This window comes from Enterobacter cloacae complex sp. R_G8, assembly GCF_024599795.1.
GTDB lineage: Bacteria > Pseudomonadota > Gammaproteobacteria > Enterobacterales > Enterobacteriaceae > Enterobacter > Enterobacter dissolvens.
The window spans coordinates 4,741,237-4,767,803 of record NZ_CP102246.1 but is presented as its reverse complement, the minus strand read 5'-3'; the positions used below and the strand labels follow the sequence as shown (position 1 = coordinate 4,767,803).

General features: G+C 57.9%; 28 protein-coding genes. 5 read left to right on the top strand and 23 right to left on the bottom strand.

Annotated features, from left to right (window positions below; genetic code table 11):
- Nucleotides 1-83: 83 nt before the first annotated feature.
- The 6 genes from NQ842_RS22515 to NQ842_RS22490 all read right to left on the bottom strand — a co-directional run bounded on the left by NQ842_RS22515 (nucleotide 84) and on the right by NQ842_RS22490 (nucleotide 6,214).
- Nucleotides 84-1,091 carry a carbohydrate kinase family protein gene (locus NQ842_RS22515; RefSeq protein ID WP_046889700.1) on the bottom strand — a complete coding sequence of 336 codons (1,008 nt, stop codon included), beginning with the start codon at nucleotides 1,089-1,091 and terminating at the stop codon, nucleotides 84-86.
- Nucleotides 1,091-1,951 (bottom strand): ketose 1,6-bisphosphate aldolase, encoded by an 861-nt coding sequence (locus tag NQ842_RS22510; protein ID WP_063411721.1) that lies wholly within the window; start codon nucleotides 1,949-1,951, stop codon nucleotides 1,091-1,093. The genes NQ842_RS22515 and NQ842_RS22510 overlap by 1 nt, the downstream gene beginning before the upstream one ends.
- Before the next feature lie 10 nt (nucleotides 1,952-1,961).
- A complete protein-coding gene (locus NQ842_RS22505) occupies nucleotides 1,962-2,648 on the bottom strand; it encodes a D-lyxose/D-mannose family sugar isomerase (protein WP_046889699.1) in 687 nt (228 codons plus the stop codon).
- A gap of 83 nt (nucleotides 2,649-2,731) precedes the next feature.
- Nucleotides 2,732-3,673 carry an ABC transporter substrate-binding protein gene (locus NQ842_RS22500; RefSeq protein ID WP_046889698.1) on the bottom strand — a complete coding sequence of 314 codons (942 nt, stop codon included), beginning with the start codon at nucleotides 3,671-3,673 and terminating at the stop codon, nucleotides 2,732-2,734.
- Between the two features lie 28 nt (nucleotides 3,674-3,701).
- A complete protein-coding gene (locus NQ842_RS22495; RefSeq protein ID WP_014830313.1) occupies nucleotides 3,702-4,697 on the bottom strand; it encodes a ribose ABC transporter permease in 996 nt (331 codons plus the stop codon).
- On the bottom strand, nucleotides 4,694-6,214 hold the full coding sequence (locus NQ842_RS22490) for a sugar ABC transporter ATP-binding protein (RefSeq protein ID WP_257256353.1): 1,521 nt from the start codon (nucleotides 6,212-6,214) through the stop codon (nucleotides 4,694-4,696). The genes NQ842_RS22495 and NQ842_RS22490 overlap by 4 nt, the downstream gene beginning before the upstream one ends.
- A gap of 183 nt (nucleotides 6,215-6,397) precedes the next feature.
- On the opposite strand from NQ842_RS22490, the gene NQ842_RS22485 reads away from it, so the two are divergent.
- From NQ842_RS22485 to yjdP, 3 genes are all read left to right on the top strand, one after another.
- A complete protein-coding gene (locus NQ842_RS22485) occupies nucleotides 6,398-8,674 on the top strand; it encodes a hybrid sensor histidine kinase/response regulator (protein WP_257256352.1) in 2,277 nt (758 codons plus the stop codon).
- 120 nt (nucleotides 8,675-8,794) lie between these two features.
- Complete coding sequence (locus NQ842_RS22480; RefSeq protein WP_063411718.1) at nucleotides 8,795-9,418, top strand: N-acetyltransferase; 624 nt, start codon at nucleotides 8,795-8,797, stop codon at nucleotides 9,416-9,418.
- A gap of 78 nt (nucleotides 9,419-9,496) precedes the next feature.
- A complete protein-coding gene (gene yjdP, locus NQ842_RS22475) occupies nucleotides 9,497-9,826 on the top strand; it encodes a DDRRRQL repeat protein YjdP (protein ID WP_047360190.1) in 330 nt (109 codons plus the stop codon).
- Between the two features lie 52 nt (nucleotides 9,827-9,878).
- On the opposite strand, the gene phnP is transcribed toward yjdP, so the two are convergent.
- The 16 genes from phnP to NQ842_RS22395 form a co-directional block, all read right to left on the bottom strand.
- A complete protein-coding gene (phnP, locus tag NQ842_RS22470) occupies nucleotides 9,879-10,637 on the bottom strand; it encodes a phosphonate metabolism protein PhnP (protein WP_046889693.1) in 759 nt (252 codons plus the stop codon).
- 9 nt (nucleotides 10,638-10,646) lie between these two features.
- Complete coding sequence (phnO, locus tag NQ842_RS22465) at nucleotides 10,647-11,081, bottom strand: aminoalkylphosphonate N-acetyltransferase (RefSeq protein WP_014830318.1); 435 nt, start codon at nucleotides 11,079-11,081, stop codon at nucleotides 10,647-10,649.
- Nucleotides 11,074-11,625 (bottom strand): ribose 1,5-bisphosphokinase, encoded by a 552-nt coding sequence (phnN, locus tag NQ842_RS22460; protein ID WP_096928758.1) that lies wholly within the window; start codon nucleotides 11,623-11,625, stop codon nucleotides 11,074-11,076. Before phnN ends, phnO begins: the two co-directional genes overlap by 8 nt.
- The gene (phnM, locus tag NQ842_RS22455) at nucleotides 11,622-12,758 is read right to left on the bottom strand and encodes an alpha-D-ribose 1-methylphosphonate 5-triphosphate diphosphatase (protein ID WP_257256350.1); all 1,137 of its coding nucleotides are present in this window, start codon (nucleotides 12,756-12,758) and stop codon (nucleotides 11,622-11,624) included. Before phnM ends, phnN begins: the two co-directional genes overlap by 4 nt.
- On the bottom strand, nucleotides 12,755-13,435 hold the full coding sequence (phnL, locus tag NQ842_RS22450; protein WP_257256349.1) for a phosphonate C-P lyase system protein PhnL: 681 nt from the start codon (nucleotides 13,433-13,435) through the stop codon (nucleotides 12,755-12,757). Before phnL ends, phnM begins: the two co-directional genes overlap by 4 nt.
- 85 nt (nucleotides 13,436-13,520) lie before the next feature.
- Nucleotides 13,521-14,276: a phosphonate C-P lyase system protein PhnK gene (gene phnK, locus NQ842_RS22445; protein ID WP_013095105.1), complete on the bottom strand. Its 756-nt coding sequence runs from the start codon at nucleotides 14,274-14,276 to the stop codon at nucleotides 13,521-13,523.
- Complete coding sequence (gene phnJ / locus NQ842_RS22440; RefSeq protein ID WP_013095106.1) at nucleotides 14,273-15,118, bottom strand: alpha-D-ribose 1-methylphosphonate 5-phosphate C-P-lyase PhnJ; 846 nt, start codon at nucleotides 15,116-15,118, stop codon at nucleotides 14,273-14,275. The genes phnK and phnJ overlap by 4 nt, the downstream gene beginning before the upstream one ends.
- Nucleotides 15,111-16,175 carry a carbon-phosphorus lyase complex subunit PhnI gene (locus NQ842_RS22435; protein WP_058681253.1) on the bottom strand — a complete coding sequence of 355 codons (1,065 nt, stop codon included), beginning with the start codon at nucleotides 16,173-16,175 and terminating at the stop codon, nucleotides 15,111-15,113. Before NQ842_RS22435 ends, phnJ begins: the two co-directional genes overlap by 8 nt.
- Entirely contained in the window at nucleotides 16,175-16,759 is a 585-nt protein-coding gene (phnH, locus tag NQ842_RS22430; RefSeq protein ID WP_014830323.1) for a phosphonate C-P lyase system protein PhnH, read from the bottom strand. The genes NQ842_RS22435 and phnH overlap by 1 nt, the downstream gene beginning before the upstream one ends.
- The gene (gene phnG / locus NQ842_RS22425) at nucleotides 16,756-17,208 is read right to left on the bottom strand and encodes a phosphonate C-P lyase system protein PhnG (RefSeq protein ID WP_096928762.1); all 453 of its coding nucleotides are present in this window, start codon (nucleotides 17,206-17,208) and stop codon (nucleotides 16,756-16,758) included. The genes phnH and phnG overlap by 4 nt, the downstream gene beginning before the upstream one ends.
- Nucleotides 17,209-17,934 (bottom strand): phosphonate metabolism transcriptional regulator PhnF, encoded by a 726-nt coding sequence (gene phnF / locus NQ842_RS22420; protein ID WP_013095110.1) that lies wholly within the window; start codon nucleotides 17,932-17,934, stop codon nucleotides 17,209-17,211. It abuts the gene before it with no gap.
- Nucleotides 17,935-17,954: 20 nt separating this feature from the next.
- Nucleotides 17,955-18,734, bottom strand: coding sequence for a phosphonate ABC transporter, permease protein PhnE (phnE, locus tag NQ842_RS22415; RefSeq protein WP_014830325.1), 780 nt, complete (start codon nucleotides 18,732-18,734; stop codon nucleotides 17,955-17,957).
- A 52-nt stretch (nucleotides 18,735-18,786) separates the two neighbouring features.
- The gene (gene phnD, locus NQ842_RS22410) at nucleotides 18,787-19,803 is read right to left on the bottom strand and encodes a phosphonate ABC transporter substrate-binding protein (protein ID WP_257256348.1); all 1,017 of its coding nucleotides are present in this window, start codon (nucleotides 19,801-19,803) and stop codon (nucleotides 18,787-18,789) included.
- Between the two features lie 23 nt (nucleotides 19,804-19,826).
- Nucleotides 19,827-20,615 carry a phosphonate ABC transporter ATP-binding protein gene (phnC, locus tag NQ842_RS22405; protein ID WP_047360183.1) on the bottom strand — a complete coding sequence of 263 codons (789 nt, stop codon included), beginning with the start codon at nucleotides 20,613-20,615 and terminating at the stop codon, nucleotides 19,827-19,829.
- Nucleotides 20,616-20,751: 136 nt separating this feature from the next.
- A complete protein-coding gene (gene yjdN / locus NQ842_RS22400; RefSeq protein ID WP_063411711.1) occupies nucleotides 20,752-21,189 on the bottom strand; it encodes a VOC family metalloprotein YjdN in 438 nt (145 codons plus the stop codon).
- A gap of 80 nt (nucleotides 21,190-21,269) precedes the next feature.
- Nucleotides 21,270-21,605, bottom strand: a complete 336-nt coding sequence (locus tag NQ842_RS22395; protein ID WP_014830329.1) for a zinc ribbon domain-containing protein YjdM — start codon at nucleotides 21,603-21,605, stop codon at nucleotides 21,270-21,272.
- 598 nt (nucleotides 21,606-22,203) lie between these two features.
- On the opposite strand from NQ842_RS22395, the gene crfC reads away from it, so the two are divergent.
- Nucleotides 22,204-24,558, top strand: coding sequence for a clamp-binding protein CrfC (gene crfC / locus NQ842_RS22390; RefSeq protein WP_257256347.1), 2,355 nt, complete (start codon nucleotides 22,204-22,206; stop codon nucleotides 24,556-24,558).
- A complete protein-coding gene (locus NQ842_RS22385; RefSeq protein ID WP_043951548.1) occupies nucleotides 24,555-25,430 on the top strand; it encodes a diguanylate cyclase regulator RdcB family protein in 876 nt (291 codons plus the stop codon). Before crfC ends, NQ842_RS22385 begins: the two co-directional genes overlap by 4 nt.
- Nucleotides 25,431-25,473: 43 nt before the next feature.
- Here the strand turns inward: NQ842_RS22385 and kdgT are convergent, their stop codons facing one another.
- Nucleotides 25,474-26,466, bottom strand: a complete 993-nt coding sequence (kdgT, locus tag NQ842_RS22380; RefSeq protein WP_014830332.1) for a 2-keto-3-deoxygluconate transporter — start codon at nucleotides 26,464-26,466, stop codon at nucleotides 25,474-25,476.
- Between the last annotated feature and the right edge of the window lie 101 nt (nucleotides 26,467-26,567).

Genomic DNA, 26,567 nt, shown 5'->3' with positions numbered 1-26,567 from the left:
GCCGAATGTGCCAGACGCAGAGAGTGTAGTTCGGCTATGCAAAATTCATAGAACTGTAATCAGAAATCGCAATTTTTGTTAATTTAGGTGTTGCTCTCCTGAATAAAGCGCGTCAATTCCTCCAGCGTTTTTGCTCCATCAATGGCATTCGCGGCCAGCAGGCTTGCCCGGGCGCAGGCATGCGCCAGGTAAATACTCTCTGCCAGCGGCAGCGATTCATGGCAGCCATATAAAAAGCCAGCACAAAAGGCATCACCCGCGCCGACGCTGCCAATAATCTCCTCCTGCGTCAGCCGCCATGAGGGGATCCAGCGTCCTTCTTCGTTTGCGGCTTCTCCCCAGGCGCCTTCCGGGCAGTGGATCACCACCCGCTGCCGGACGCCTGCCGCCAGCAGCTGCGCGGCGGCTTCAGCGATGTGGGCAACGTGCGGTGCGTCGTTGCTGTCGCGCATCTCAAGGCCGCTAAACTCTCCGGCTTCCAGTTCGTTAATGACCAGATAATCGAGATGACGCAGGGCAGGGAGGACCAGCGGCTGATAGCGCGGATCGCCCTTGCGGGAGACCAGATCGAGCGAGGTTTCATACCCCTGCTCGCGCATCTGCGCCAGCAGACGTGCGCTGCGGGTGCCGTATTCGTCATCTGGCATATCCAGACTGTCGAGCAGCAGCAGGTAGCCGAGGTGGAAGATTTTCATTGTGCCGTCGAGACGGTCAAACGCGGGGAGATCCAGCAGGCGGTTGGCCCCGGGTGAGTGGAAAAAGGTGCGCTGTCCGCTGGGGTCGGTCATCACCTGCGACATGGAGGTTGGCGCAAAGGTGGTGCGCTGTACGCGCTGCCGGTTGACGTGATACTGGTCGAGCATCGCCAGAATGTAATCCCCGTCGCTGTCTTCGCCAATCAGCCCCACAGCCTGTAGCGGCAGGCCGACATGCATTTTCGCCAGCGTCAGCAGGACGTTGAGCGGCGCGCCGCCGGTGGAACGTTCGCTGTGGGTAATTTCTGCCAGCCAGCCGCGTTCCGGCCATTGCACGATCTGGTGAACGTGATCCACCAGCATATTGCCCGCGGCGATGATCCCTTTGCGTTCCATTATGCCTGCCCCGCGCTGCCAAAGATGCGCATCTGTTCGGCAACCGTATCGGTAATCGCCTCTTCTATGCCCAGCAACAGCTCGGCAAACTCATCGTACAACGGCTGGCGGTTGGCCATACGCTGCTCAACGGCGGAAAGCGCGGCCTGGGACATGCCGGTATAGAAATTGATTTTATGAATACCAAGTTCAATGGCGCGACGAAAATCAGCATCGCTGATCCCGGAGCCGCCGTGCAGCACCAGTGGCAGGCCGGTCTGCTGGCGAATGGCGTCCAGACGGGGGAAATCGAGCTTCGGCTCGCCTTTGTATTTGCCGTGTGCGTTGCCAATGGCGACGGCCAGCGCGTCAATACCGGTTGAATCGACAAATTCCCGCGCCAGCTGCGGGTCGGTAAAGTACGCTTCATCCGCATGGCCGTAGAGCGCCCCGCCTTCATCGCCACCGACGGCACCTAACTCTGCCTCCACCGACACGCCCACCGCGTGACACATCTTCACTACTTCACGCGTCTGACGAAGATTCTCTTCGTAGCTCAGTGTCGAGCCATCGAACATCACGGAACTGAACCCTAAGCGCAGGGCGCGTACCACGGCGTCAAAGTGCAGGCCGTGGTCGAGGTTGAGTACCACGGGGATCGCGTGGCGGGCGGCTTCGTACTTAACCGCTTCGACAAGCGACTCCAGCGACACGTATTTAAAATGCACTTCGGCGATGTTGATGATAAAAGGCGAGCGCTCCTGCTTCGCCGCGGCAAACAGGGCGCGCAGGAAGTGGGTGTCGAGAACGTTGAACGCGCCCAGCGCGTAGCGATGTTGCCTGGCGTGCGCAAGACCGTCGGCAAGAGAAATCAATGGCATCATTTACCCCTTATATCCGAAACAGGTTGTACTCGTTGCACAGCACCAGCACCGCCGGCTCGTCTTCTTCGATGTTGTTATAGCGGGCAACGGGCTGCAAAAAGTGGTTGTCGTGTTCATCGTCATTGACCGATGAAACTTCGCCCACCAGCACGTCGCCAAAACCGCGTTCACCCCAGAAACTGTGGTACAGGCCGGGTGTCAGGCATATGCTCTCCCCTGGTGTGAGGCGCAGCTGGCTGCCGGGGGCGTGAGTCTGCTGGCAACCGTCGATCGTGACGGTGACGTCGGTGTTTTCGGTCTCTTCATGGGCGCCGGCATTCCATAACTCAATAATGAGATTTCCACCGCCGCGGTTGATGATGTCCTCCCGTTTGCGCCAGTGAAAATGCATGGGCGTGACCTGGCCGTCGCGTACGTGCATGATTTTTTCGGCATAGCATTTTTCATACGGCGTGCCGTTTGGGGAGCCGTTGCGCAGGGTAAACAGCGTGAGTCCCTGCGCGGCAAAGCTGCTGCCGCCAAAGGCCGTTACGTCCCAACCGAGCTTAAGGTCAAACACTTCCTGCCAGGCGGCCTGATCGAGCTGCTGCCATTTTGTAGGCGGAAAGCTGGCAAAAGGGGGGAGATGCACGTCGTGCATGGAGAAAAACTGCCGCGTGTGGCCGAGGATTTCGTTGATTTCGGAGCGTTTCATGGGGACTCCTTGTGTTTTTTGTCGGCCCAGTCCCCTCTCCCTGTGGGAGAGGGTTAGGGTGAGGGCATCGGGCCGCACAATCGTTACTTAACCGTCCACCCCTTATACGTGCCGACGTTCTTTTTATCGATCATCGTCACCGGGATCAGCACAGGCGCTTTCGGTGCCGGTTTGCCCTGTAGAATGTCATAGCCGATCTCAACCGCTTTTGCCGCCATGACCTGCGGATCCTGTGCCGGCGTCGCCACAAACAGGGAGTTTTCCCGCTTCAGGGCTTCTTCTCCGTCCGGGCTACCGTCCACACCAACGATAAAGAACTCGTTGCGTTGCGCTTGCTTCGCCGCCAGATCGGCACCGATCGCGGTCGGATCGTTAATCGCGAAGACGCCATCGATCTTCGGATTGGCCGCCAGCAGCGAGGTCATGACTTCCAGACCCCCTTCACGGCTGCCCTTGGCGTTCTGGTTATCCGACAGTACTTTGATATCCGGGTGTTTTTTGAACTCTGTCTGGCAACCTTCCACGCGGTTTTGTACGGCAGACACCGGCGGTCCGTTGATGATCACCACATTGCCTTTGCCGTTCAGGCGGTCAGTAATGTACTTACAGGCCATTTCCCCCGCCTGGGTGTTATCGGAGGTGATCGTCGCATCTGCACCTTCTGCCGCCACGTCAACCGCGACCACCACGATCCCGGCCTCTTTCGCGCGTTTTACCGCCGGGCCGATCCCTTTGGAATCTGCGGCGTTAAGAATGATCATGTCCACTTTGGCGGCAATGAAGTTGTCGATCTGCGCCACCTGCTGGCCCAGATCGTACCCGCTGGAGACCAGCGTCACTTTGACGTTATCCCCCGCCAGTTTGCGCGCCTCCAGCTCGGCACCTTTGGTGATCTGTACGAAGAACGGGTTGGCCAGGTCACCCACCGTTACGCCGATGGATTTCAGATCTTTCGCCTGCGCAAACGGCGTTGCGGCAAGCAGCGCGCCAGCACAGAGCGCGGTCACTAAGGGCTTCAATCTCATGCTCTCTTCCTCAAGTAGGGTATTGTTGTTATGCACTTTGATGGTGTCGGGTACGGTATTTGTCGATCAGCACCGCAATGATGATCACCGCCCCTTTGATCACCAGTTGCCAGAAGTAGGAGACGCCCATTAGCGTCATGCCGTTGTTAAGTGTGGCGATAATCAGCGCCCCCACCAGCGTGCCGGTGATCGTGCCGATCCCGCCAACGAAGCTGGTACCGCCGAGGATCACCGCCGCAATCGCATCCAGTTCGTAACCCATGCCCAGGTTTCCGTTGGCGCTGTAGAGACGCGAGGCACTCATCACGCCGCCTAACCCGGAGAGCAGGCCGCTCATGCCATATACAAACAGCAACACCAGCCAGACTTTGATGCCCGTTAAGCGCGCCGCCTGCATGTTGCCACCCACCGCATAGATGTGAACGCCAAGCGTGGTGCGGCGCAGGATAAACCAGCACACCGCAATCACCGCCAGGGCGATCACTACCAGCCACGGCACGGGGCCAAGATAGTTATTGCCTATCCACTCAAAATTGATGTTCGAGTTAATCACCGTCGTGCCATCGGCCAGCAGGTACGCCGCACCGCGCAATGCCGTGTAGGTGCCGAGGGTGACAATAAACGGTGGCAGTCCGGCAAAGGCCACCAGCGCGCCGTTGAACAGCCCCAGTACCAGGCCGAGCATCAGCGCGGCGGGAATAGAAAGCCCGGCGAATTCCGGCATTAACGACACCACCATCGCAGCGACCGCCGTGGTGCCCAGAATCGATCCGACGGAGAGGTCGATCCCGCCGGTGAGAATGATGAAGGTCATCCCTGCGGCCAGCACGATGTTGATCGACGCCTGGCGGGTAATGTTGAGCAGATTGCTTTCGGTAAAGAAGTTGGGGGCGATAAACCCAAAAACCGCCACGATCAGGATGAGAATGGGCAAAATGCCGACCGTTTGCATCAGATCGCTCATCAGCATTTTTTTGGCGGAGGCAGATTTTGCCACCTGTTGCGGATGGGTTGGAGTTGTCATAGTTGCACCGCCTGATGATGTGAGTCGTTCACGCCGGTTGCCAGCGTCATGATGTTTTCCTGAGAGATGTCGTGTCCGTGGAGTTCCCCTGCGATGCTGCCTTCACGCATGACATAGACGCGGTCACTCATGCCCACCACTTCCGGCAGCTCGCTGGAGATCATCAAAATCGCCACGCCCTTGCGCGCCATCTGGTTCATGATGCGGTAGATTTCGCTTTTTGCGCCGACGTCGACACCGCGCGTTGGTTCGTCGAGGATCAGAATACGCGGGCCAATCGCCACCCAACGGGAGATCAGCAGTTTCTGCTGATTACCGCCTGACAGACCGCCCGCACGCACCTGGGCGTGAGGCACGCGGATGTTAAGCAGGGCGATGGCATCGTCAGAAATGGACTGCGCTTTTTTGCGGTTAAGCATGCCGAAGGTCGCATCGCGTTCCAGCGTCGCCATGGTGATGTTCTCCTGCGCCGCCAGCTCCAGGAACAGCCCCTGCTCCTTGCGGTTCTCGGTGAGAAAACCGATCCCGTTTTCAATGGCCGCGCGTGGGGAGTGGATCACCACCGGCTCACCGTCCACTTCAATCATTCCTCCCGTGGCTTTACGTACCCCGAAGATGAGCTGTGCCAGCTCGGAGCGACCGGCACCGACCAGCCCCGCCAGCCCGACGATTTCCCCGGAACGCACCTGCAGGCTGCAGGGCTGGACTTTTTTACCGTCGGTGAGGTGATGCACGTTAAGGCGCGGGCTGCCAGGCGGAATATCACGCTCTTTGTTGAACAGATCGCTTAAGGGGCGACCCACCATCATTTTCACCAGCTCAGACGCGTTCAGTTTGTCGCGCGTCAGGCTGCCTACGTATTGCCCGTCGCGCAGGACGCTGACCCGGTCAGAGAGTTCGTACACTTCCGCCATGCGGTGGCTGATGTAGATGATCGCCATCCCTTCATCCCGCAGGCGCAGGATCAGTTCAAACAGACGATGGGTTTCACGCGAGGAGAGGGCGGCAGTGGGTTCATCCATCACCAGAATGCGGCTGTTACGGTGCAGCGCGCGGGCGATTTCCACCTGCTGTTGTTCGGCGATAGTCAGCTTCATCACCAGGTCGGTGGCGTTGAAGTGTGCACCCAGACGGTCGATGACCGCCTGAGCCTGGGCGGCCATCTCTTTACGCTGCACCAGTCCGCCGCGCGAGAGTTCGCTGCCAAGAAAGATGTTTTCGGCAACCGTCAGGTTGGGGGCGAGCTGCATCTCCTGATAGATCAGGGTAATGCCTGCGGCCAGCGCATCCTTCGGGCCTTTAATGTGATACAGCTGACCGTCAATCAGGATCTCGCCGCTGGTCGCGGTGTAGGCGCCGGCGAGGATCTTCATCAGCGTGCTTTTTCCCGCGCCGTTTTCGCCCATCAGCGCGTGGATCTCACCGGGAAAGACCGTCAAATCCACACCCTTGAGCGCGTGGAAGTTGCCAAACGTTTTGGCAATGCTGCGCATCTCCAGTACCGGGGTTCTGCTCATGGCGGATCTCCTGTGAAGGTTGATATCTGCACTTCATCACAGGTGCGTAAATGCAAAATGTCAGAAGCCGTTCATATTTGTCATAGTTATGAATAGTTAATCGCTGTCACATTTCTCTTTTCCCTCTCCCTGTGGGAGAGGGTTAGGGTGAGGGGACACCAAATCGCAGAGGAGCCCAAATCCATGCCATCACGCCCCCCGTTTTTCGCCAGCGCCCGCGGACGCCTGCTGATTTTCAATCTGCTGGTGGTCGCCGTTACGCTGATGGTGAGCGGCGTGGCGGTACTCGGCTTTCGTCACGCCAGCCAGATTCAGGAACAGGTTCAACAGCAGACGCTGGATGACATGACCGGCAGCATGAACCTCGCCCGTGATACCGCCAGCGTGGCCACTGCAGCGGTACGGCTTTCACAGGTGGTGGGGGCGCTGGAATACAAAGGGGAGGCCGAGAGGCTGAAGCAGACCCAAATGGCGCTGCGGCACTCGCTGGAGCAGCTCGCGGACGCGCCCTTAGCGCAGCAGGAGCCGGGGCTGGTGGCGCGTATTATTCGTCGCAGTAATGAGTTACAGCAAAGCGTGACGGGCATGCTGGAGCGCGGACAGCGGCGCCATCTGCAGCGTAACGCGCTGCTGAGCTCGCTGTATCAAAGCCAGAGCTATTTACGCCATCTGCAGGATATTAACCGTCGGTTTGGCAGCAACATCCCGGATGCGCAGCAGCTCGTGGAAATGGACAGGCTGATTCTCGCCGCCATCGATACCCCCTCACCGCGCGCGACCCTACAGCAGCTGGACGCCGTTACTGCAACGTTGCCCCAGCGCGCGACGCAGCCCGTTGTGAATCTTGTTCTGCCCGATTTCAACGACGAGTTGCGCAGGCTTGCCCCGCTGTCAAAGCAGCTCGAAGAGAGTGACCTGGCGATAAGCTGGTATATGTTTCACATCAAGGCGCTGGTGGCGATATTAAACAGCGATATCAATCAGTACGTTGAGCAGGTGGCGGAGGCTTCCCGGCTGCGCACTGCCCAGAGCCACCAGGAGCTGCGGTCCATCAGCGTGTTTATCAGCATATTCGCCGTGCTGGCGTTGATCATCACCGGATGCGCCTGCTGGTATATCTACCGCAACCTCGGCTCTAACCTGACGGCGATCTCCCGGGCGATGTCGCGTCTTGCCCACGGTGAGCAGGATGTTTCGGTGCCCGCGCTGCAGCGGCGTGATGAGCTGGGGGAGCTGGCGCGTGCGTTTAACGTCTTTGCCCGCAATACCGCTTCACTGGAGCACACAACCCGGCTGCTGAAAGAGAAAACCTCCCAGATGGAGATCGACCGCATTGAGCGTCAGGGACTGGAGGAGGCGCTGCTGCACAGCCAGAAGATGAAGGCCGTCGGACAACTGACGGGCGGGCTGGCACATGATTTCAACAACCTGCTGGCGGTGATTATCGGAAGCCTGGAGCTGACCGATCCCGCCTCCAGTGATGCCCCACGTATTGTCCGTGCGCTCAATGCCGCCGAGCGCGGTGCGTTATTGACCCAGCGTCTGCTGGCGTTTTCGCGCAAGCAATCCCTGACCCCGCATGCGGTAGAGATGAAACCGCTGCTGGAGAATCTCAGAGAGTTGATGCGCCACTCCTTGCCCGCCACCCTGACCCTGGAGATTGAGGCACAATCCCCGGCCTGGGCGGCGTGGATAGACGTCGGCCAGCTGGAAAACGCCATTATCAACCTGGTGATGAACGCCCGCGATGCGATGGAGGGGCAGACGGGGGTAATTAAGATCCGCACGTGGAACCAGCGTGTGACCCGCAGCGACGGGCGCAGACAGGATATGGTGGCGCTGGAGGTGATCGACCACGGCAGCGGCATGTCGCAGGAGGTCAAATCCCGGGTCTTTGAGCCGTTCTTCACCACCAAGCAGACCGGCAGTGGAAGTGGGTTAGGGCTGTCGATGGTGTACGGTTTTGTGCGTCAGTCTGGCGGCCGAGTGGAAATTGAGAGCGCACCGGGGCAAGGTACCACCGTGCGGCTCCATCTGCCGCGCTCGACGCTACCCGCCGTTCCTGAAGATGAAACGCTCTCTGCCACCGCACCCGCAGAAACCGAACGGCTGGTGCTGGTACTGGAAGATGAAGCCGATGTTCGCCAGACCCTGTGCGAGCAATTGCATCAGCTTGGCTACCTGACGCTTGAAGCGGAAAGCGGTGAGCAGGCACTGAACATGCTGGCGGCCTCGCCGGATATCGGCATGTTTATCAGTGACCTGATGCTGCCGGGCAGCCTGAGCGGGGCGGAGGTGATTAACCACGTGCGCAGCCACTACCCGCAACTGCCGGTGTTGCTGATCAGCGGGCAGGATTTACGTCCGACGCACAACCCGCAGCTGCCGGAGGTAGCGCTACTGCGCAAACCGTTTACCCGCGTACAGCTGGCGCAGGCGCTGCGGAAAATCAGCGCTTAAACAGCGAATTTAGGATTTCATCAAGAGCCTGAGTAAAGTCGGTGATGCTAATCTGCGCAAAATTTAGCGGATTAAGATATAAAGGGAATTATGCCGGTACTCACAAAAGGGGACTCACAAATGATCGTGATGCCTACAACATACAGCCCGAATACGGTTGCCAGGTCATTTACGCTCGTAGATGAATTTGAACTCTCCGGTCGGGTGTTACATGTCATTTATGATAGCCAAACGCCCCGGGCTGCAATTATTGAAGCAGATATCGAAACCTTTGATGGCGTTCCCCGACATCGGGTTGTTGCTGCTCTGGATTTACAGCATAAAGCCCATCTGGGAAAGGACATTATCGCAGTAGAACGATGCTGGGAAGATACTCGCATTGTCCAGGTAGAAGGCATTTGCGTCGATCCTGCCGAACGAGACAAAGGGCTGGCGACTCGTCTCTATGAAGCGTTGGTCTTACATTGCGGCGTGACCTTAATCAGCGACTTCGAGCAATATGAGGGTGGAAAGATGCTCTGGCAGAAAATAGCCCGTGAATCCGACCAAGTCGCTGTTTTTGTACTCGACACAGAGCAGGGAGCATTCTGGCCTTATGATGGCAGCAAGGTGATATATGACGGAGGATGTATTCCTGAAGATCGCATATGGAGTCATTCTCCGGACCAAAAATGCTCCGGGATTGTGCTGGTCGCAGAGAATAAACAGCGAGCGCGTCAAATAATGGAAGCGTCGCCTCGCTAAAGAATTTGAGATTCCTCCGCTACCTCTCCCGTTTGCGGTTCATTACCGTAAGGCCAGTTCACCTGCGAGTCTGGCCTTATGAAACGTTACTCTACCGCTCTGTTATTTGGTCTGCTGTCACTCTCCAGCCAACTGGCGCATGCCGATGTGATTGATGATGCCATTGGCAACATTCAGCAGGCGATCAACGATGCCTATAATCCCGGCAGCAGCCGCAGCAGCGATGACGACGATGACGATCGTTATGACGATAATCGTCGCATTGATAGCCGTCAGTATGACGACCGCCGTCGGCAGCTCGAAGACAGACGCCGCCGTCTGGACGAGCGTCAGCGCCAGCTTGATGACGACAGACGACGCCTGGAAGAGGATGAGCGGCGGTTAGAAGACGATTACGATCGCGGTTAAGATCGGCCTGTTGCCCTCACCCCAACCCTCTCCCACGGGAGAGGGAGAAAACTTAATCCAGCACCAACACCATGCCGTCATACCCCGCTTCGATGCCCTGCGGCAGCGGGTTATCCATCATCCACACGTCAAACTGATGGCTGATATGGGTCAGGATCACCTGCGGGCAGCCGATGACCTCGTTTAACGCTTCCACCGTATTCAAATCACAATGGTTGCGCGGCGTCTGCGGGCGCGGTTCATGGCTACAGTCGATGATCATCGCCTGAGGCTGGTTGTTGAGCAGAAATTTGACCGTTTTCTCCGGCAATCCGGCAGTATCAGTGAGCCACGCCACGCGGCTGTGGGCGGACTCCAGCAGATAACCAAAGGTGAGCTTCGAGTGGTTGAGCGGCAGCGGCGTCACCCGCAGGCCCTGCAGCTCAAACATCACAAATGGCTCCAGCGTATGGCTGAAATCCAGAATGCCCGGATGTTTGAACAGGTCGTCACATCCGGCTTCATCCGGCGGGCCGTAGACCGGAATGGTCGCACCCACCCCCCAGCGCAGGGGGAACAGCCCCTGAACGTGATCCATATGGTAGTGGGTCAGCAAAAACTGCTGAAAGCTGCCGGCCGGCCAGTCGTCCATCAGGTGTGGAATACCGGCGTCCAGCAGCGTCACCGCATCGTTGAATTTGACCACCGCGCTGCAGGGGCGACGACGATAGTTATCCTGCAGACGTGCCCGGCGGCACGCCGCGCAATCGCAGCCAAACACCGGGACCAGCTGGGCACTGCCGGTGCCCGTTAACGTGATCGTCAGACTCATCGTGCACCTCTACAACGGTTTGGTGAAACGAAAATGGCTCTGCGTATACCCTTCACGAACATAAAAACGGTGGGCGTCCAGCCGCCGGACGCTGGTGGAGAGCTCCGTCAGCTCCGCGCCTGCCTGCCGCGCGATGTCCTCTGCCCATGCCAGCAGTTGGCTCCCCACTTTAAGACCACGCGCCTCGGGCATCACCACCAGCTCCTGGATTTCGCCGATCCATCTGGCGTGGTGCAGGTGAAACTGCATATGCAGGCCAATCATACCCACCACCTGTCCGTTCAGCTCTGCCAGCTGATAACGCATATTGTGGTCCTGCAGATTGGCCAGATACCCGGCGTGAAACGCCTGGTGATCAAATTCGGCCTGTTTTAACTCGCAGATCAGCGCGTAAACGATTTGTGCATCGTCGGCGGTGGCGGGGCGAAGCGTGCAGTCAGGCATGCTGTTTCTCCTTCTGACGGATAAGCGATAAAACGTTATCGACTGACTGTAGCAAACTTCCGTCGTTGTTGAGGATGTGGCAATCCGCCGGGGTGTAGCGCGCTGCGCGTTCGAGACGCTGCGCGATCTCTTTTTCGCTTTCGCGTCCGCGGCTTTGCAGGCGGCTGCGCAGGACATCCGGCGAAACCTGCAGACAGACCGGCAGCAGCGCCGAGGCATACCGGGCGCGAGCCTGGGGCAGATGTGCACGGGAGCCGTTGACCAGCACGTCAAACCCCGCATGCAGCCACAGGTCGATCTCAATGCCAATCCCGTAGTAGTAGCCGTTGGCGTGCCAGCTGAGCGCCAGCAGATTCTGCCCGGCGCGAGTGAAGAATTCCTGTTCGCTCAGGGCGATATGGTTCTCACTGCCGGCATTCGCCGCCCGGGTAATATAGCGATGCGCGACCAGCAGCTGCGGGTGTTCCCGCTGCCGTAAGGCGGACAGCAGGCTGTCCTTCCCGGAGCCGGATGGCCCCATTAACCAGATGAGTCTTCCCATCAGAACACCCGTTTTCCCTGACGCCAGACGTGGTCGATATGGATGTGCTCGCCCTTACGGTGGGCCAGCACCAGATCCGCCCGTTTTCCTTCGGCTATCTCGCCCCGGTCGTGAAGATTCAGCGCCGATGCCGGATTCCTGGTTACCAGGCGAATCGCCTGCGGCAGCGTGAAGCGGTTGCTGTCGTCATCCGCGACGCGGAAGGCGGCGTCCAGCAGGCTGGCGGGGTAGTAGTCGGAAGAGAGGATATCCAGCAGGCCGAGCGAGGCGAGTTTGCTTGCCGCTACGTTGCCGGAATGCGAGCCGCCGCGCACGATGTTCGGAGCCCCCATCAGCACGTTCATGCCATGTGCGCGGGAAGCCTCTGCCGCCTCAAACGTGGTAGGAAATTCAGCGATCACGCTACCAAGCTGGTGGGATTCGCGGACATGGTCGTGCGTGGCATCATCATGGCTGGCCAGCGCGATGTTACGGTCCCGGCACATCGCGGCAATCGAAAGGCGGTTCGGCTGTGACCATTGTGCCGCCAGCGCCAGCTGCTCTTCCTCGTAGCGCGCCATCTCCACATCGTTAAGAGAATATTTGCCCTGGTAATACTCGCGGTATTTTTCGAGGCTGGCGAACTGGCGCTGCCCCGGTGAGTGGTCCATCAACGAGACCAGTGAGACCGGCTCGCGGTCCACCAGCTTTTCGAACAGCGGCAGGGTGGTGTGGTGCGGCAGTTCGCAGCGCAGGTGCAGGCGGTGTTCGGCGCGGTTGAGGCCGCGCTTTTGCGTCTCTTCCACGGCGTTGATCATCTTCTCCAGATTCTCCAGCCGATCGCCGCCGTCGCGCACGTCACCAATCGCCACCGCGTCCAGCACGGTGGTGATGCCGCTGGCGACCATCAGCGCGTCATGGCTGCTCATCGCCGAATGGGCGGGCCAGTCCACTTTTGGGCGTGGGGTGAAGAATTTATCCAGATTATCGGTATGCAGCTCAATCAGCCCCGGCAGCAGCCAGCCGCCTTCGCCGTCCATCGCTTCGGGCAAATGGCTTCGGGTTTCGGCATACGCGCGGATCGTGCCGTCACGGATCTCAATCGAGCCGTCGATGACCTCATTTTCCAGTACCAGTTTTACGTTATTGATAATCATGCGTTTGTCCCCATCGGGTGCAGTCTGTCTGCCACGCGGTTGCGAACGCTCTCGTCATGGAAGATCCCGACGATCGCCGCGCCGCGTGCTTTGGCCTGTTCGATCAGTTCCACCACCGCCGCGCTGTTTTTGCTGTCGAGCGAGGCGGTGGGTTCATCAAGAAGTAAAATCGGGTAGTCGACGATAAACCCGCGAGCGATATTCACGCGCTGCTGCTCGCCACCGGAAAAGGTCGACGGGGCAAGAGGCCAGAGGCGCTCCGGGACGTTGAGGCGCGTCAGCAGGCTGGCGGCTTTGGCGGCGCAGGTTTCACGCGGCACGCCGAGATCCAGCAGCGGCTGCATGACCACGTCCAGGGCGGAGATCCGCGGGATCACCCGCAAAAACTGGCTCACCCAGCCGATCGTCGAGCGGCGGACTTCCAGCACCTTACGCGCGGGGGCCTGCACCAGGTCGACCCACTCATCGTTGTGGCGAATGCGAATGTGGCCTTCGTCCGGCAGGTAGTTGGCGTACAGGGAGCGCAGCAGGGTCGATTTTCCGCTGCCGGAGTGGCCGTGTAGCACCACGCATTCGCCGCTGTTCACCTTCAGAGAGGCATTCTGCAGCACCGGCAGACGCACGCCGTTTTGCTGGTGGAGCACAAAGGTCTTACTGACATTTTCTACGTGGATCATTTTGGCCTCGTGGCGTTTTCTTGCCGGGTGGCGCTTCGCTTACCCGGCCTACAAGGTACGGCGTTCGTTTTGCCGGGGGGCACCCTCAATTCTGCAACACGGACGACACCAGCAGCTGGGTGTACGGATGGAGCGGATCGTCGAGCACACGGTCGGTTAGCCCACTTTCCACCACCTGGCCCTGCTTCATCACCAGCAGACGGTCCGCCAGCAGGCGGGCGACGCCTAAATCATGGGTGACAATCACCACCGCCAGGTTCAGCTCTACCACCAGACCGCGCAACAGGTCGAGCAGGCGTGCCTGCACGGAGACGTCCAGCCCACCGGTGGGTTCATCCATAAACACCAGCTTCGGATGGGTGACCAGGTTGCGGGCGATCTGCAGACGCTGCTGCATGCCGCCGGAGAAGGTGGTGGGCAAATCGTCGATGCGCGAGGCGGGGATCTCTACATCGGTCAGCCAGCGCTGTGCGGTTTCCCGAATGTTGCCGTAGTGCCGCGCGCCGGTCGCCATCAGCCGTTCGCCGATATTGCCTCCCGCCGAGACCTGACGACGCAGCCCGTCCAGCGGATGCTGATGCACCACGCCCCACTCGGTGCGCAGCAGGCGGCGACGTTCAGCCTCGCTCATGCCATAGAGGGAGGCGCCCTCATACAAAATCTCGCCGTTCTGCGGGGCCAGGCGCGCGGAGATGGACTTCAGCAGGGTGGTTTTGCCCGAGCCGGATTCACCGACAATCCCCAGCACCTCGCCCGGCCACAGCTCGAACGAGACGTCGCTGAAGCCTTTGCCCGGCGCGTAAAGGTGGGTCAGGTTGTTCACTGAAAGCAGCGGTTTCATTGGCTGTTCGCCTCGCTCTGTTGGCGGCAGTAATCGGTGTCGGAGCAGACAAACATCCGTTTGCCCGTGTCATCCAGCACCACTTCATCCAGATAGCTGTGTTTCGAGCCGCAGATGGCGCACGGCTCGTCCCACTCCTGCACCGTGAACGGGTGGTCATCGAAATCGAGACTCTCTACGCGGGTGTAGGGCGGGACGGCGTAGATGCGCTTTTCGCGCCCGGCACCGAACAGCTGCAGGGCAGGCATCATGTCCATTTTCGGGTTATCGAATTTCGGGATCGGCGACGGATCCATGACGTAGCGCCCGTTGACTTTCACCGGATAGGCGTAGGTGGTGGCGATATGGCCGAAGCGGGCGATATCTTCATACAGCTTCACCTGCATCACCCCATACTCTTCCAGAGCGTGCATGGTGCGGGTTTCGGTTTCACGCGGCTCGATAAAGCGCAGCGGCTCCGGGATCGGCACCTGGAAAATCAGAATCTGATCTTCCGTAAGAGGTGTTTCGGGAATGCGGTGGCGGGTCTGGATAAGCGTCGCATCTTCGGTTTTTTCGGTGGTGTTGACGCCCGTCACGCGCTTAAAGAAGTTGCGAATCGAGACGGCGTTGGTGGTGTCGTCGGCTCCCTGGTCGATGACCTTCAGCACGTCTGACTCACCGATGACGCTGGCAGTAAGCTGAATGCCGCCCGTACCCCAGCCGTAGGGCATCGGCATTTCTCGACCACCAAACGGCACCTGATAGCCGGGAATGGCGACCGCTTTCAGGATGGCGCGGCGGATCATGCGTTTGGTTTGCTCGTCCAGATAAGCAAAGTTGTAGCCGCTTAAGTTAGCCATTTTCACGCTCCCGTTGCAGACGTTTCAGCAGTTCCAGTTCGGCCTGGAAGTCAACGTAGTGCGGCAGCTTGAGGTGCGAAACAAAGCCCGCCGCCTCGACATTATCCGCGTGGGCCAGCACGAACTCTTCGTCCTGTGCCGGGCCGGAAATGGATTCGCCGTAGTCCGGCGCCTGCAGGGCGCGGTCTACCAGCGCCATCGCCATGGCTTTACGCTCGCTCATGCCGAAGACCAGCCCGTAACCGCGGGTGAAGTGTGGGGTGTCATCTTCTGGCGCGACAAAACCATTGACCATTTCACACTCCGTCATCAGCAATTCACCGACGTTCACAGCAAAACCCAGCTCTTCCGGGATGATTTCGACGTCGAGATAGCCGCTGCGGATCTCCGCCGCAAACGGGTGGTTACGCCCGTAGCCGCGCTGTGTTGAATAGGCCAGCGCCAGCAGATAGCCCTCATCGCCGCGCATCAACTGCTGCAGGCGAGACGAGCGGGAACAGGGGTAAACCGGGGGCGTGCGGGTGATGTCGTCGGGTTGCGCTCCGGTCTCTTCTTCGGCCTTTGCCAGGCCCTGCTTTGCCAGCAGGCTAAAGACGTGCGGAGACGCTTCCTGCCCGGTCTCCGTGGTGCTGAGCGGCGGCGTTTCGCCGTTCGCCAGCAGGGTAAAATCCAGCAACCGGTGGGTGTAGTCGTACGTAGGGCCAAGGAGCTGGCCGCCGGGAATGTCTTTATAAACGGCGGAAATTCGCCGTTCCAGGCGCATTTCTGCCGTATTGACCGGCTCGCTTACCGCCAGGCGGGGAACGGTGGTGCGCCAGGCGCGCAGCAGAAAGATGGCTTCGACGTTGTCGCCGCTGGCCTGCTTCAGCGCCAGCGCCGCCAGCTCGCGGTCGGCGACGCCGCCTTCGGTCATCACCCGATCCACCGCCAGGTTTAACTGCTGCTCAATCTGGGCGACGCTCAGCTCGGGAAGCTGTTCATCACCCCGTCGTCTGTGCGCCTGTAGCGCATGGGCGGCGGCGATGGCCTTCTCGCCCCCTTTGACGGCAACGTACATCAGCACACCTCCACGTGGGTGGTTCGCGGGATCGCCAGCAGGCGCTCGCCGCAGGTCAGGATCAGGTCAATGCCCAGCGGGAACGGATGCGGGCGTTCGGTCAGCTCATGAATAATGCACTCCGGCAGCTGTGGCGCGACCATGCGTTCGTCGGCAATCCCCGCCCCGGTCAGGCGCAGCATGCGACCACCGCTCAGGCTGGCGACCTGCAGGATCAGCGTGGCGCTGGTCTCCGGTGCTACCGCGCTGCCTTCACTCAGGGCATTGAGCTGCTCATGGCTGATTTGCTCATCGGCAACGGCAAACACCGCCTGACGGGGCTGCTCAACCAGCGGGGCGTTAGTGTGAAAACGCAGATTCTGGCTGGCGATGTCATTGGATAATGTCCCCGAAAGCCACACCGGGGTATCGTTGTCGGCGAGAGTCAGCAGTACGCTGGTGGTCGCCAGGTTCAGCGGCAGCCAGCCCTGGGAGAGCTGATGCAGGGAGACAATTACGCCAGGCTCGCTCATGGCTTTCAGCAGGCGACGAAAACTGTGTTGGGCATCCTGGACAGCCAGGGTAAAAGCGGGTTGAAGCGTCATGCGTTATCTCCGCGAACAAGCGTAAAGAAGTCGACCCGGCTGGTATTGACTTGCGCCTGACGTGCGGCAGTGCGCGCGGCGAGGTCGGCTTCCAGCGGGGCAATCAGGGTTTCCATCAGGGTCTGGAAATGGGGTTGTTCCTGCAGCAGGGCGTCGATCACCGCGCAGCGTTCGGCGTGCGGTTTATCGCGACCGAGCACGTAGCTGTAGCCCAGCGTGCCGCTAGTCAGACGAATGACCGCGCGGGTGAGGGCGGCATCACCGGCGAAAAAGCGCTCCCCGGTGCCGCCCATTCGTGCCTGGATCTGTACCAGGCCAATTTCCGGCGCGCGGAGCGTTTCATAGTCTGGCGTCAGGTTGAGCGCGCTCATGCGACTCGCCAGCGCAACGGGCTGGCTGTGCGCCAGGACGCGCATCCAGCGCTGACGGGTGGAGGTATCGAAATGCATTCAGTGCTCCATGGTGAATTCAATCATGTCGGCGCGGGTCAGGCTGACGGAGTACTCCGTCGCGTTGATCTCGCCGTCACGGTGGTTGAGGGTGCGCACGCAGAGCAGCGGAGCCATGTTGGGAATTTCCAGCACCTTGCTCTCTTTCGCCTGCGCGCGGCGGGCGCTGATGCGCGTCTGGGTACGTTTGAGCACAAGACCCGTGGCGTCCTGCAAAAAGTCATGCAGTGAACCGCTGGAGAAGTGTTGCAGCACCGGCCAGAGGCTCAGGTCGCTGAAGTAGTGATCTATCTGGCAAACGGCCACGCCATTGACCCGGCGCAGGGTGCGCAGATGAACGACGTTGTCACCCTCCTGAATGCCCAGCGCATCGGCGACATGGCTGGAGGCCGGACGCAGCACGGAGAGCAGTTTTTCGCTGGTGGGATGGCTGCCCTGATCGAGCAGGTTCTGGCTAAAGCGCGCCTGTGCATTGAGCGGGTAGTCGAACGGACGCATCAGCACCAGCACGCCGACGCCCTGACGGCGCTGCACCCATCCGCGCTCAACCAGCTGATCGATGGCGCGGCGCAGGGTGTGGCGGTTCACTTCATAGCGGTCTGCAAGCTGCTGTTCGGCTGGCAGGTAGTCTCCGCAGCGGTAATGGGTGCGCAGCTCCACTTCGAGTTTTGCTGCAATCTCTTGCCAGCGGGTAGGGTAACTGGTCGGATGTCTGGATAAGTGCATACCAATCAAAGCCTCGCTTCTCAGATGAAGTGCTTACGCAAACGTTGAGAGAGGAAATCCAGCAGGCTGACGGTGATGATGATGAGTACCATCAGAGCGCAGGTTTGCTGGAACTGGAAACCGCGGATCGCCTCCCACAGGGTGACCCCAATGCCGCCTGCGCCGACCATGCCGACGACGGTGGCGGAACGGACGTTAGATTCGAAGCGGTAGAGCGAATAGGAGATCAGCAGCGGCATGACCTGGGGCAGCACGCCGTAAAGGATCTCTTCAATTTTGTTGGCGCCGGTGGCGCGAATACCTTCGACCGGGCCGGGCTCAATGGCTTCCACCGCCTCGGAAAGCAGCTTGGAGAGTACGCCGGTGGTGTGGATGAACAGCGCCATGACCCCCGCGAACGGCCCCAGACCCACGGCGACCACGAACAGCATTGCGAACACCATTTCGTTAATGGCGCGGCAGGCGTCCATCAGGCGGCGCATCGGCTGATAAACCCACCACGGGACGATGTTTTCCGCGCTCATCAGGCCAAACGGAATGGAGAGAATAACGGCCAGGGCGGTACCCCAGACGGCGATTTGCAGGGTGACAGCCATTTCGCCGAGGTAGTCCTGCCACTGGCTGAAATCGGGCGGGAAGAAGTCGGCAGCGAAGGTGGCCATGTTACCGGCGTCTTTAAACAGCAGCAGCGGATCCATCTCCGCGCCCTTCCAGGAGATAACCAGCACCGCCAGCAGGATGGCCCAGCTGAACAGCGAGAACCAGCTGCGCTTCGGCGGTGGGAGGGTGATGGTTTGCATGTTGACTCCTTTGTGTTTAGTTCCCTCTCCCTGAGGGAGAGGGAGAAAAGCGTTACTGCACCGCTTTATTTACGCTGGTCATCGCACCGAGTGCGGCGGTCAGGCGATCCAGGTCTTCCAGCTGGGCCTGAATGGCCGCCACTTTGCTGGTCTTCTCTTCGTCCTTCAGGCCTTTGTTGTCCTTCACGCCCTGCATCTCTTTAAACAGCGCCAGCTGGCGAATCGGAACCAGCTGCAGGTCGCTTGACGGGCGGAAAGGCGCCCAGCCAAGATGCGCCAGAACGGCTTTCTCTTCCGGCGTTTTGCCGTAGGTCATAAAGAAGTCGTACACCTTGTCCTTGGTGCTTTCAGAGAGGCTTTTGCGCCACACAATGGGGTCGCCAGGGATGAGAGGGGATTTCCAGATCACCTTCAGCTCTTTCAGCTTGTCCGGGGCGGAGGTCTTTAGCTTGTCGAGGTTTTCGGTGTTGTTGGTGGCGACGTCCACCTGCTTGTTGGCCACGGCCAGGGCGTTGGTTTCATGGCTGGCGTTGACGGTGCGTTTGAAGTCGCTGGCAGAGGCATTGTTTTTGGCGAAAACGTAATAACCCGGCACCAGGAAGCCTGAGGTGGAGTTCGGATCGCCGTTGCCGAAGGTCAGTTCTTTGCGTTTGGCGAGCATATCGTTGAGGTTATTGATCGGGCTGTCTTTGTTGACGATCAGCACGCTCCAGTAACCCGGGGAGCCATCGGCAGCAACGGTCTGGGCAAAGACCTGGCCGTTTGCACGATCCACCGCTTCCATGGCGGAGAGGTTGCCATACCAGGCGATGTCCACTTTGTTAAAGCGCATCCCCTGGATGATGCCCGCGTAGTCCGGGGCGAAGAAGGCGTTCACTTTGATCCCCAGTTTGGTTTCCATATCTTTCAGGAAGGGTTCCCACTGAGGCTTCAGATTCTGCTGTGACTCCGTCGAAATAATGCCAAAGTTCAGCTCTTTTTCCTGCTCCTCGGCGTACGCAGGGCTTAACAGGGTGCTGATGCTGAACATGCTGGTGAAAGCCAGCGCGGCAACCGTTTTATAGCTCATTTCCATTCCTCGTAGTGGGGACGTTATGCAGCCTGCGCGTTCTCTTCGACACGGTTAATGCTGCGGTAGAGATGGTCAAAACGTTCGTTATCAAACTGGTGGCTTGCGCCATCAAAGAACACATGTCCCTGACGCAGGGCGACAATGCGCTCGCAGTAGCGCAGGGCGTAATCCACCTGATGCAGCGTCACCACCACGGTGATGCCGTCGTTCTGGTTAATGTCATGCAGGGTTTCCATCACGATGCGGGCCGATTCCGGATCCAGCGAGGCAATGGGTTCATCGGCTAGAATGATTTTTGCTTTCTGCATCAGGGCGCGGGCAATGGCCACGCGCTGCTGTTGTCCACCGGAGAGGGTGGAGACGCGCTGATGAGCGAAGTGAGCCATGCCTACGCGGGTGAGCGCACGCAACGCCTCTTGCTTCTGTAATGGGGAGAACCAGCGCAGACAGGTGCGCCAGAATGGGGTGCTACCGAGCGCGCCAATCAGCACGTTCTCCAGCACCGTCAGTCGATTTACCAGATTAAATTGCTGGAAGATGTACCCTGTCTGCGCGCGGCTTTTGCGGATATCCCGCGCCAGTCGCCCTGCACGCTGTACGGTGTTGCCCAGCAACTCGACGTGGCTTTCCGGGGTGTTATCGCCGGTAATCAGGCCGCTTAAGTGACGCAGAAGGGTGGATTTACCTGAACCGGATGGCCCCAGCAGCGCCACCATGTCGCCCTGCTGGACGGTCAGATCAACGGCATGCAGAGCCTTGTTGTGATGAAAGGTCTTGCTCAGTTTCTCGACGCGGATGACGGTTTGCATATGCTGGGCCTCACAATAAATGTGGCCTCATGCTGGCGCATCAATGTGACATTTGGGTTAAGTGCAGGTTGCGGGAGTTTGAAGAGTTGAGCGGAGTTTGATGACAGGCGGAGGCAGACTGCCCACCGCCAGAAAATTAATGCTGTTGCTTAACGACGTTAATCATCCACGGCACACCGTATTTGTCGGTGACTTTACCGAAACCGTGTGCCCAGAAGGTCTCCTGCCAGGCCATTTCAATATTTCCGCCATCCGCGAGATTGTCGAACCAGCGTTTGCCTTCATTGACATCCTGAGTGTCGAGAACCAGCGTGAACCCGGCGTACTGCGCTTTGCTGCCCGGCGGCAGGCCATCGCTCATCATGATATCGCTGCCCGCAATACGAACGTTGGAATGGGCAATAGCGGAATCCGGGAACTGCATACCAGACGGACAGCCTTCTTCGCTGTTATCGCCTTTGGGCATTTCGCCGAAGGTGATTTTGTAGAGGAGCTCTGCGCCGACGGCCTGCTGATAATAGGCGGTTGCCTCTGCACAGTTACCGGCGAAAGAGATGTAGGGACTTAACGGCATAATCTTTACCTCACGTAAGAAAAGCCCATTAAGTGTAGTGGTTGTATGCCCGGTAAGCGAAGCGCCACCGGGCGGGTAAATCAGTTCTTTTTCACAAACTCGGATTTCAGTTTCATCGGACCAAAGCCATCAATTTTGCAGTCGATATTATGATCGCCTTCAACCAGACGGATATTCTTCACTTTGGTACCGATCTTCAGCATGGAAGAGCTGCCTTTCACCTTCAGGTCTTTCACCACGGTAACGCTGTCGCCATCGGCCAGCAGATTACCGTTAGCATCTTTAACGATCAGCGCGTCGGCATCGTGTGACGGCTCTGCGTCATTCCATTCGTGAGCGCATTCCGGGCAGATGAACATGCCATTATCTTCATAGGTGTATTCAGAATTGCATTTCGGGCAGTGTGGAAGTTGCATAGGGGTATCCTCAAAAAGTGCATAACACGCTGGAAAGTGCCAGCAAAATGACGGCAGAGCGCCGAAAAAGAGGGCAAGTATAACGCAAATCCACACGGTTGTCGGTGATATTGTTTAATAAAAAAAAACCGAAAAGCGTGTTGCGAGTGACACTTTCTGTCAGTCGGTTAAGCGATGCTAACTTCATTAACGCGTTGGGAAGAAATGACACTCAATATATCGAATATTTTATTGCGGCAAATTGCTACGCTCCTCCATTTCGGATAAGGTGAAGCGACACATTGTTATTTATCGCCGGTTTTCGTCGTCATACATCTGTTATGACGGTGAGCCATTCCCTCTCTTTTTAGGTGGGTAAATAATGATGATATATCCTGAAGTTTCTTAAAAATGGGCTACGCTTTTTATCTTTTGGCTATCAGGCCAGGAGTAGAGCTTTACACGCCATGCAAGGATAGCGATTTATTTCTGATTGTCTTCAATCAGTTATATTTCGGTGAACATGTTTTCCACACGTGATCATATAAGCCGAAAAAGATAATTAAAACCAGGTGGCTTAATAAAAGTAATAAATTTGCGTTAAGGAAAGGCTTTTATCATGCACACACAGACCATTTTTGAATTAAGCCAGGAAGCAGAGCGGTTGTTACAGCTCGCCCTGCAAAATCTTGATACGTTGAAATCAATGCCGATGGCGATGATGGAGAGTACCGCGACGGCCATTACGGGTGAAAAGAACAACGTTTTACCTCTGCATTTTAGCGCGCGTGGTGTCGAAGCACAGCAGGCGATGCTGAATAATGAATTACGCAAAATAACCCGACTGGAAATGGTGCTGGCTATTGTGGGAACCATGAAGGCGGGGAAATCGACCACCATTAATGCGATAGTGGGCACCGAAGTGTTGCCCAACCGTAATCGACCGATGACGGCGCTTCCTACCCTGATCCGTCATACGCCGGGCCAGAAGGAGCCGGTGCTGCATTTCTCGCATGTCTCTCCCATCGATGATTTGATCCAGCTGCTGCAGAAAAAGCTCTGTGATGAAGATCGTGGCAAGCTGGCTCAGCGTCTTGAAATTGATAAAGACATGAATACGCTGCTGGAGCGAATTGAAAAGGGGGAAGCTTTCGAGAAGCACCACCTTGGGGCGCAGCCAATCTTTCATTGTCTGAAAAGCCTGAATGACCTCGTCAGGCTCTCTCAGGCGCTGGACGTGGCGTTCCCGTTCTCTGAGTACGCGTCGATAGAACATATACCGGTGATTGAGGTGGAGTTTGTGCATCTTGCGGGTCTGGATGCGCATCTGGGGCAACTGACGCTGCTGGACACGCCTGGGCCAAATGAAGCCGGGCAACCGCATCTGCAAAAAATGCTCACCGAGCAGTTGTCCCGTGCCTCCGCCGTACTGGCGGTGATGGACTATACCCAGCTCAAATCGATTTCTGATGAAGAGGTTCGTCAGGCCATTTCGGTGGCGGGAAAATCGGTGCCTTTATATGCGCTGGTGAATAAATTCGACCAGAAAGATCGCAACAGCGATGATGAAGAGCAGGTCAGGGCGATGATCTCCGGCACCTTAATGAAAGGGAATATCTCACCGGGACAAATTTACCCTGTTTCGTCGATGTGGGCCTATCTGGCGAACCGCGCCCGCTATGAGATGGCGACGCACGGGCAGTTACCGGATCATCAGGAGCAGCGCTGGGTGCAGGACTTTGCCGAAGCCGCGCTGGGACGCCGCTGGCGTACGGCGGACCTGGACGATATCGAGCATATTCGCCATGCCGCTGATTTGCTGTGGGAAGATTCGTTATTTGAACAACCGATCCGCAAACTGATTTACGCCGCCTATGCCAATGCGTCGTTATTTGCGCTGCGTTCGGCGTCGCATAAGCTGCTTAACTACGCGCAAAATGCCAGGGAGCATCTTGATTTTCGCTATCAGGCACTGACGGTCGCCTTTGAGTCGCTGGAACTGAATATTACGCGTCTCGAAGAGGATATGGCCCTGCTGCAGACGCGTCAGCGGGTGGCCAGCGAGGAAGTCAAACACGAAGTGGAGCAGGCCCTTCACGCCACTGACAATTTTATGGCGTTGCAGAAAAAGGCCCTTCAACAGGCGGTTGGACATGTCTTTGAGCGTCACAATATTCTTGCTTTGGCCGGTATTGATCCGCTGAATCATCGCCACGACGAGCCGGACGCGCTGACACAGCTGGTGCTGGATGATGAAGGGCAGGCGCAGATTGCGCTGAGTAAAATCCGCTCTTCCTGCGAGCAGGTCATGCTGGATGCGCAGACAAAAATCAGCCGTGAACTGGCGCTACGTTTTGATCAACTGGAGTCTACGCTGGCGCGTTCGCTGAATGAGGCAATGCGGCCGATCGAACTGCGTATTAAAGAGCAGTTGAGCCATGCCGGCTTCCGGGCGCGGATCAGCTTCCCGGCGTTTCAGGCGAACCAGCTTAACTTCAATACGCGGGCGCTGTTTAACGATGCGATCGCGCAGGACAACCGCCCGGCAGGCCAGCCATCGACCACGGGTAGCGTGCGTGAGACGGTTTCGCGCTGGCTGAACAATCCTGGCTGGGGCTGGGAAGAGTATGTGGCGACACGCACGCGATACGTTATCGATATTGCGCAGCTAAATGACAAATTTACGCAGCATATTGATCTGTTTTGTGAACAAATCCGTAAAGCTTTAACCGCTCAGGTCGATGTCTCTGTTACGGCGGGTATGGCAACGTTCTTTGCAGAATTTTCGTTATGCCTTGCCGGGTTACAGGAAAGCTTGCGTGATAGCCTCGCAGTACGTCAGCAAAATGAGCATTCGACCCGAGCGCTCAGCCAGCTGTTGAAAGAAAGTATTACCACTGCGACGTGGATTCAGGAAGATACCCGACTGTTACGCGATGATATTCAAACCCTTTTCGCGGCAGAGCAACCATGACAACACAGCTACTGGACGGTCCCGGGCGGACGCTGGAGTGTATCCATCCTAAATTTATGGTCGATCTGGTCCAGGGGGTAGACGCGGCGCGTCATACCCACCTGGGGCCGCAACAGCTGCAGTTTCGTGAGCGTTTGACTCAGGAGATCATGACGCATACCCGGCTGCGGCCCTGGGCTATGGCGGGAATGCTCAACGAAAATGCGGCTCTGCGCCTGGGGCTGGCGGAAAAACTTGCCGGTATGCTGGATCCGGGTCATCTCGCGCTGACGCGCATGGCAGACAAACTGGTTGCGCTGCGCCAGCAAACCACTCCACGTGCGCAACAGTCGCCGGGCCTGGTTCAGCAGTATGCTGAACTCTCTTCGCATTTCATTCAACGCGCGGCATATAAAGAAAAGGCGTTAACCCAGCGCGGGTTAACGGTGCAGGCGGGCGAGCATAGCGAGCAGATTTTTACCCGCTGGCGAGCCGGAAACTATGACGGCTGGTCGCTGGCCGGACGCTGCTACATTGTGCTGGAAGAGCTGCGCTGGGGAGCATTTGGCGATGCCTGTCGTCTGGCGAATGAAGACGTGGCGGCAATGCTTAAGGATAACCTGCGCAGTATGGCGGCAAATTATCTGGCGCAGGGGATCAATGCCTCTCCCACTACCCGCCATTTCTATCACCAGTGGCTGACTACGCCCTCCACGCCGGGGATCATCGATCATAAAGATATGCTGGGCTGGCTGGGGGACTGGTGTCAGGCGGATAAACATCCGGTGAGCTGGTCAGTGACACAAAACTGGCAGACGGTCGCGCTGGGTATGCCGCGACTCTGTTCGGCAAAGCGGCTGGTGGATGGGATGGTGGAAGAAATTTTTGGTTGAACCCCTCTCCCCGGCGGGAAGAGGGAGGGTCTGATGCGGTGTGTTAATGATGAAGCTCTACCGCTTTCGGTTCTGTATCCGGCTCGGGGAGATTGCCGAAGCGCTTCGCGTACAGCGCCGTGATGATCGGCACCAGGATCGCGGTGACAATCACGCTGGCGGCAACCAGCGCCGTTGCCGAGGCCGCAACCGGTTCGAAAGCCGGGTTAATCTGGGCAATGATCACCGGATTCGCCACGGCGGCCCCTGCGGCTGAAGAGGCGGCTACACCTGCCGTTCCGTTTCCTCCGCCAATTACGCGATCGGCAATGATCAGCGGAATGCCGGTGATAATAATCACGGCCACGCCCAGGACAATACCCAGCAGTCCGGTATCAAGGATCACGTTCAGGTTAATGGTATTTCCCAGCGCGAAGCCGAAGAACGGGATCAGTACCGGCGTGGCTTTGCTGAAGAAATCGCGCAGATCGTGATCCAGATTACCGAGAGCAAAACCGATCAGGAACGGCAGGATCGCGCCGACAAAGTGGTGTGGTTCAAACGAGGCCAGCCCTGCCGAGCCCAGAATCAACATCGTCATCAGCGGACCGGACTCCAGAGACATCAGCACAAACGCGCCTGACTCCTCTTTTGTACCGTACTGGTTCATCAGGCTGGCATAGAGACCACCGTTGGTCATATCCATCGCGGAGACGATCGCCAGAACGGATAATCCGGCGAAGAATCCGGTCTGAATTCCATTTTCCGGAATGAACAGCGCACAGACCATTGCCACAACCCAGGCCACTGCAATTTTCGTTATAACCAGCGTTCCGGATTTACGTAATACGGTTCCTGTTGCCCGCAGGTTAATAGATGCGCCGATGCAAAAGAACCAGACGGCGAGAATGGGAACGGTGCCCGTGATCATTCCTTTTGTGAAACCACCAAAATAAGCACCCGTATCAGGTGCTAGGGTATTCAGGATGGCGCCCAGTACCAGGGGAACCAGCATCATCCCACCGGGGATGCGTTCTATTGTGGCTTTAATCTTCATGTACAACCCTCACATCATGTCCCGCGTGGCGGACGGAATGCTATGAAAAATAAAATCAATAAATTCAATTAATTGAATGGTTACGAAGCGGGGGGCTTCGT

Bases quoted from the DNA above. Each gene is read 5' to 3' on its own strand.
- phnH (WP_014830323.1), bottom strand. From the start codon at position 16,759: ATGACGCTTCAACCCGCTTTTACCCTGGCTGTCCAGGATGCCCAACAC.
- phnO (WP_014830318.1), bottom strand. From the start codon at position 11,081: ATGCCTGACTGCACGCTTCGCCCCGCCACCGCCGACGATGCACAAATC.
- NQ842_RS22510 (WP_063411721.1), bottom strand. From the start codon at position 1,951: ATGCCATTGATTTCTCTTGCCGACGGTCTTGCGCACGCCAGGCAACAT.
- NQ842_RS22395 (WP_014830329.1), bottom strand. From the start codon at position 21,605: ATGCAACTTCCACACTGCCCGAAATGCAATTCTGAATACACCTATGAA.
- phnE (WP_014830325.1), bottom strand. From the start codon at position 18,734: ATGCAAACCATCACCCTCCCACCGCCGAAGCGCAGCTGGTTCTCGCTG.
- phnL (WP_257256349.1), bottom strand. From the start codon at position 13,435: ATGATCCACGTAGAAAATGTCAGTAAGACCTTTGTGCTCCACCAGCAA.
- NQ842_RS22435 (WP_058681253.1), bottom strand. From the start codon at position 16,175: ATGTACGTTGCCGTCAAAGGGGGCGAGAAGGCCATCGCCGCCGCCCAT.
- yjdP (WP_047360190.1), top strand. From the start codon at position 9,497: ATGAAACGTTACTCTACCGCTCTGTTATTTGGTCTGCTGTCACTCTCC.
- phnK (WP_013095105.1), bottom strand. From the start codon at position 14,276: ATGAAACCGCTGCTTTCAGTGAACAACCTGACCCACCTTTACGCGCCG.
- NQ842_RS22515 (WP_046889700.1), bottom strand. From the start codon at position 1,091: ATGGAACGCAAAGGGATCATCGCCGCGGGCAATATGCTGGTGGATCAC.
- kdgT (WP_014830332.1), bottom strand. From the start codon at position 26,466: ATGAAGATTAAAGCCACAATAGAACGCATCCCCGGTGGGATGATGCTG.
- phnG (WP_096928762.1), bottom strand. From the start codon at position 17,208: ATGCATTTCGATACCTCCACCCGTCAGCGCTGGATGCGCGTCCTGGCG.
- phnJ (WP_013095106.1), bottom strand. From the start codon at position 15,118: ATGGCTAACTTAAGCGGCTACAACTTTGCTTATCTGGACGAGCAAACC.
- phnF (WP_013095110.1), bottom strand. From the start codon at position 17,934: ATGCACTTATCCAGACATCCGACCAGTTACCCTACCCGCTGGCAAGAG.
- phnM (WP_257256350.1), bottom strand. From the start codon at position 12,758: ATGATTATCAATAACGTAAAACTGGTACTGGAAAATGAGGTCATCGAC.
- NQ842_RS22480 (WP_063411718.1), top strand. From the start codon at position 8,795: ATGATCGTGATGCCTACAACATACAGCCCGAATACGGTTGCCAGGTCA.
- phnP (WP_046889693.1), bottom strand. From the start codon at position 10,637: ATGAGTCTGACGATCACGTTAACGGGCACCGGCAGTGCCCAGCTGGTC.
- NQ842_RS22495 (WP_014830313.1), bottom strand. From the start codon at position 4,697: ATGACAACTCCAACCCATCCGCAACAGGTGGCAAAATCTGCCTCCGCC.
- NQ842_RS22505 (WP_046889699.1), bottom strand. From the start codon at position 2,648: ATGAAACGCTCCGAAATCAACGAAATCCTCGGCCACACGCGGCAGTTT.
- yjdN (WP_063411711.1), bottom strand. From the start codon at position 21,189: ATGCCGTTAAGTCCCTACATCTCTTTCGCCGGTAACTGTGCAGAGGCA.
- phnC (WP_047360183.1), bottom strand. From the start codon at position 20,615: ATGCAAACCGTCATCCGCGTCGAGAAACTGAGCAAGACCTTTCATCAC.
- NQ842_RS22485 (WP_257256352.1), top strand. From the start codon at position 6,398: ATGCCATCACGCCCCCCGTTTTTCGCCAGCGCCCGCGGACGCCTGCTG.
- crfC (WP_257256347.1), top strand. From the start codon at position 22,204: ATGCACACACAGACCATTTTTGAATTAAGCCAGGAAGCAGAGCGGTTG.
- NQ842_RS22490 (WP_257256353.1), bottom strand. From the start codon at position 6,214: ATGAGCAGAACCCCGGTACTGGAGATGCGCAGCATTGCCAAAACGTTT.
- NQ842_RS22500 (WP_046889698.1), bottom strand. From the start codon at position 3,673: ATGAGATTGAAGCCCTTAGTGACCGCGCTCTGTGCTGGCGCGCTGCTT.
- NQ842_RS22385 (WP_043951548.1), top strand. From the start codon at position 24,555: ATGACAACACAGCTACTGGACGGTCCCGGGCGGACGCTGGAGTGTATC.
- phnD (WP_257256348.1), bottom strand. From the start codon at position 19,803: ATGAGCTATAAAACGGTTGCCGCGCTGGCTTTCACCAGCATGTTCAGC.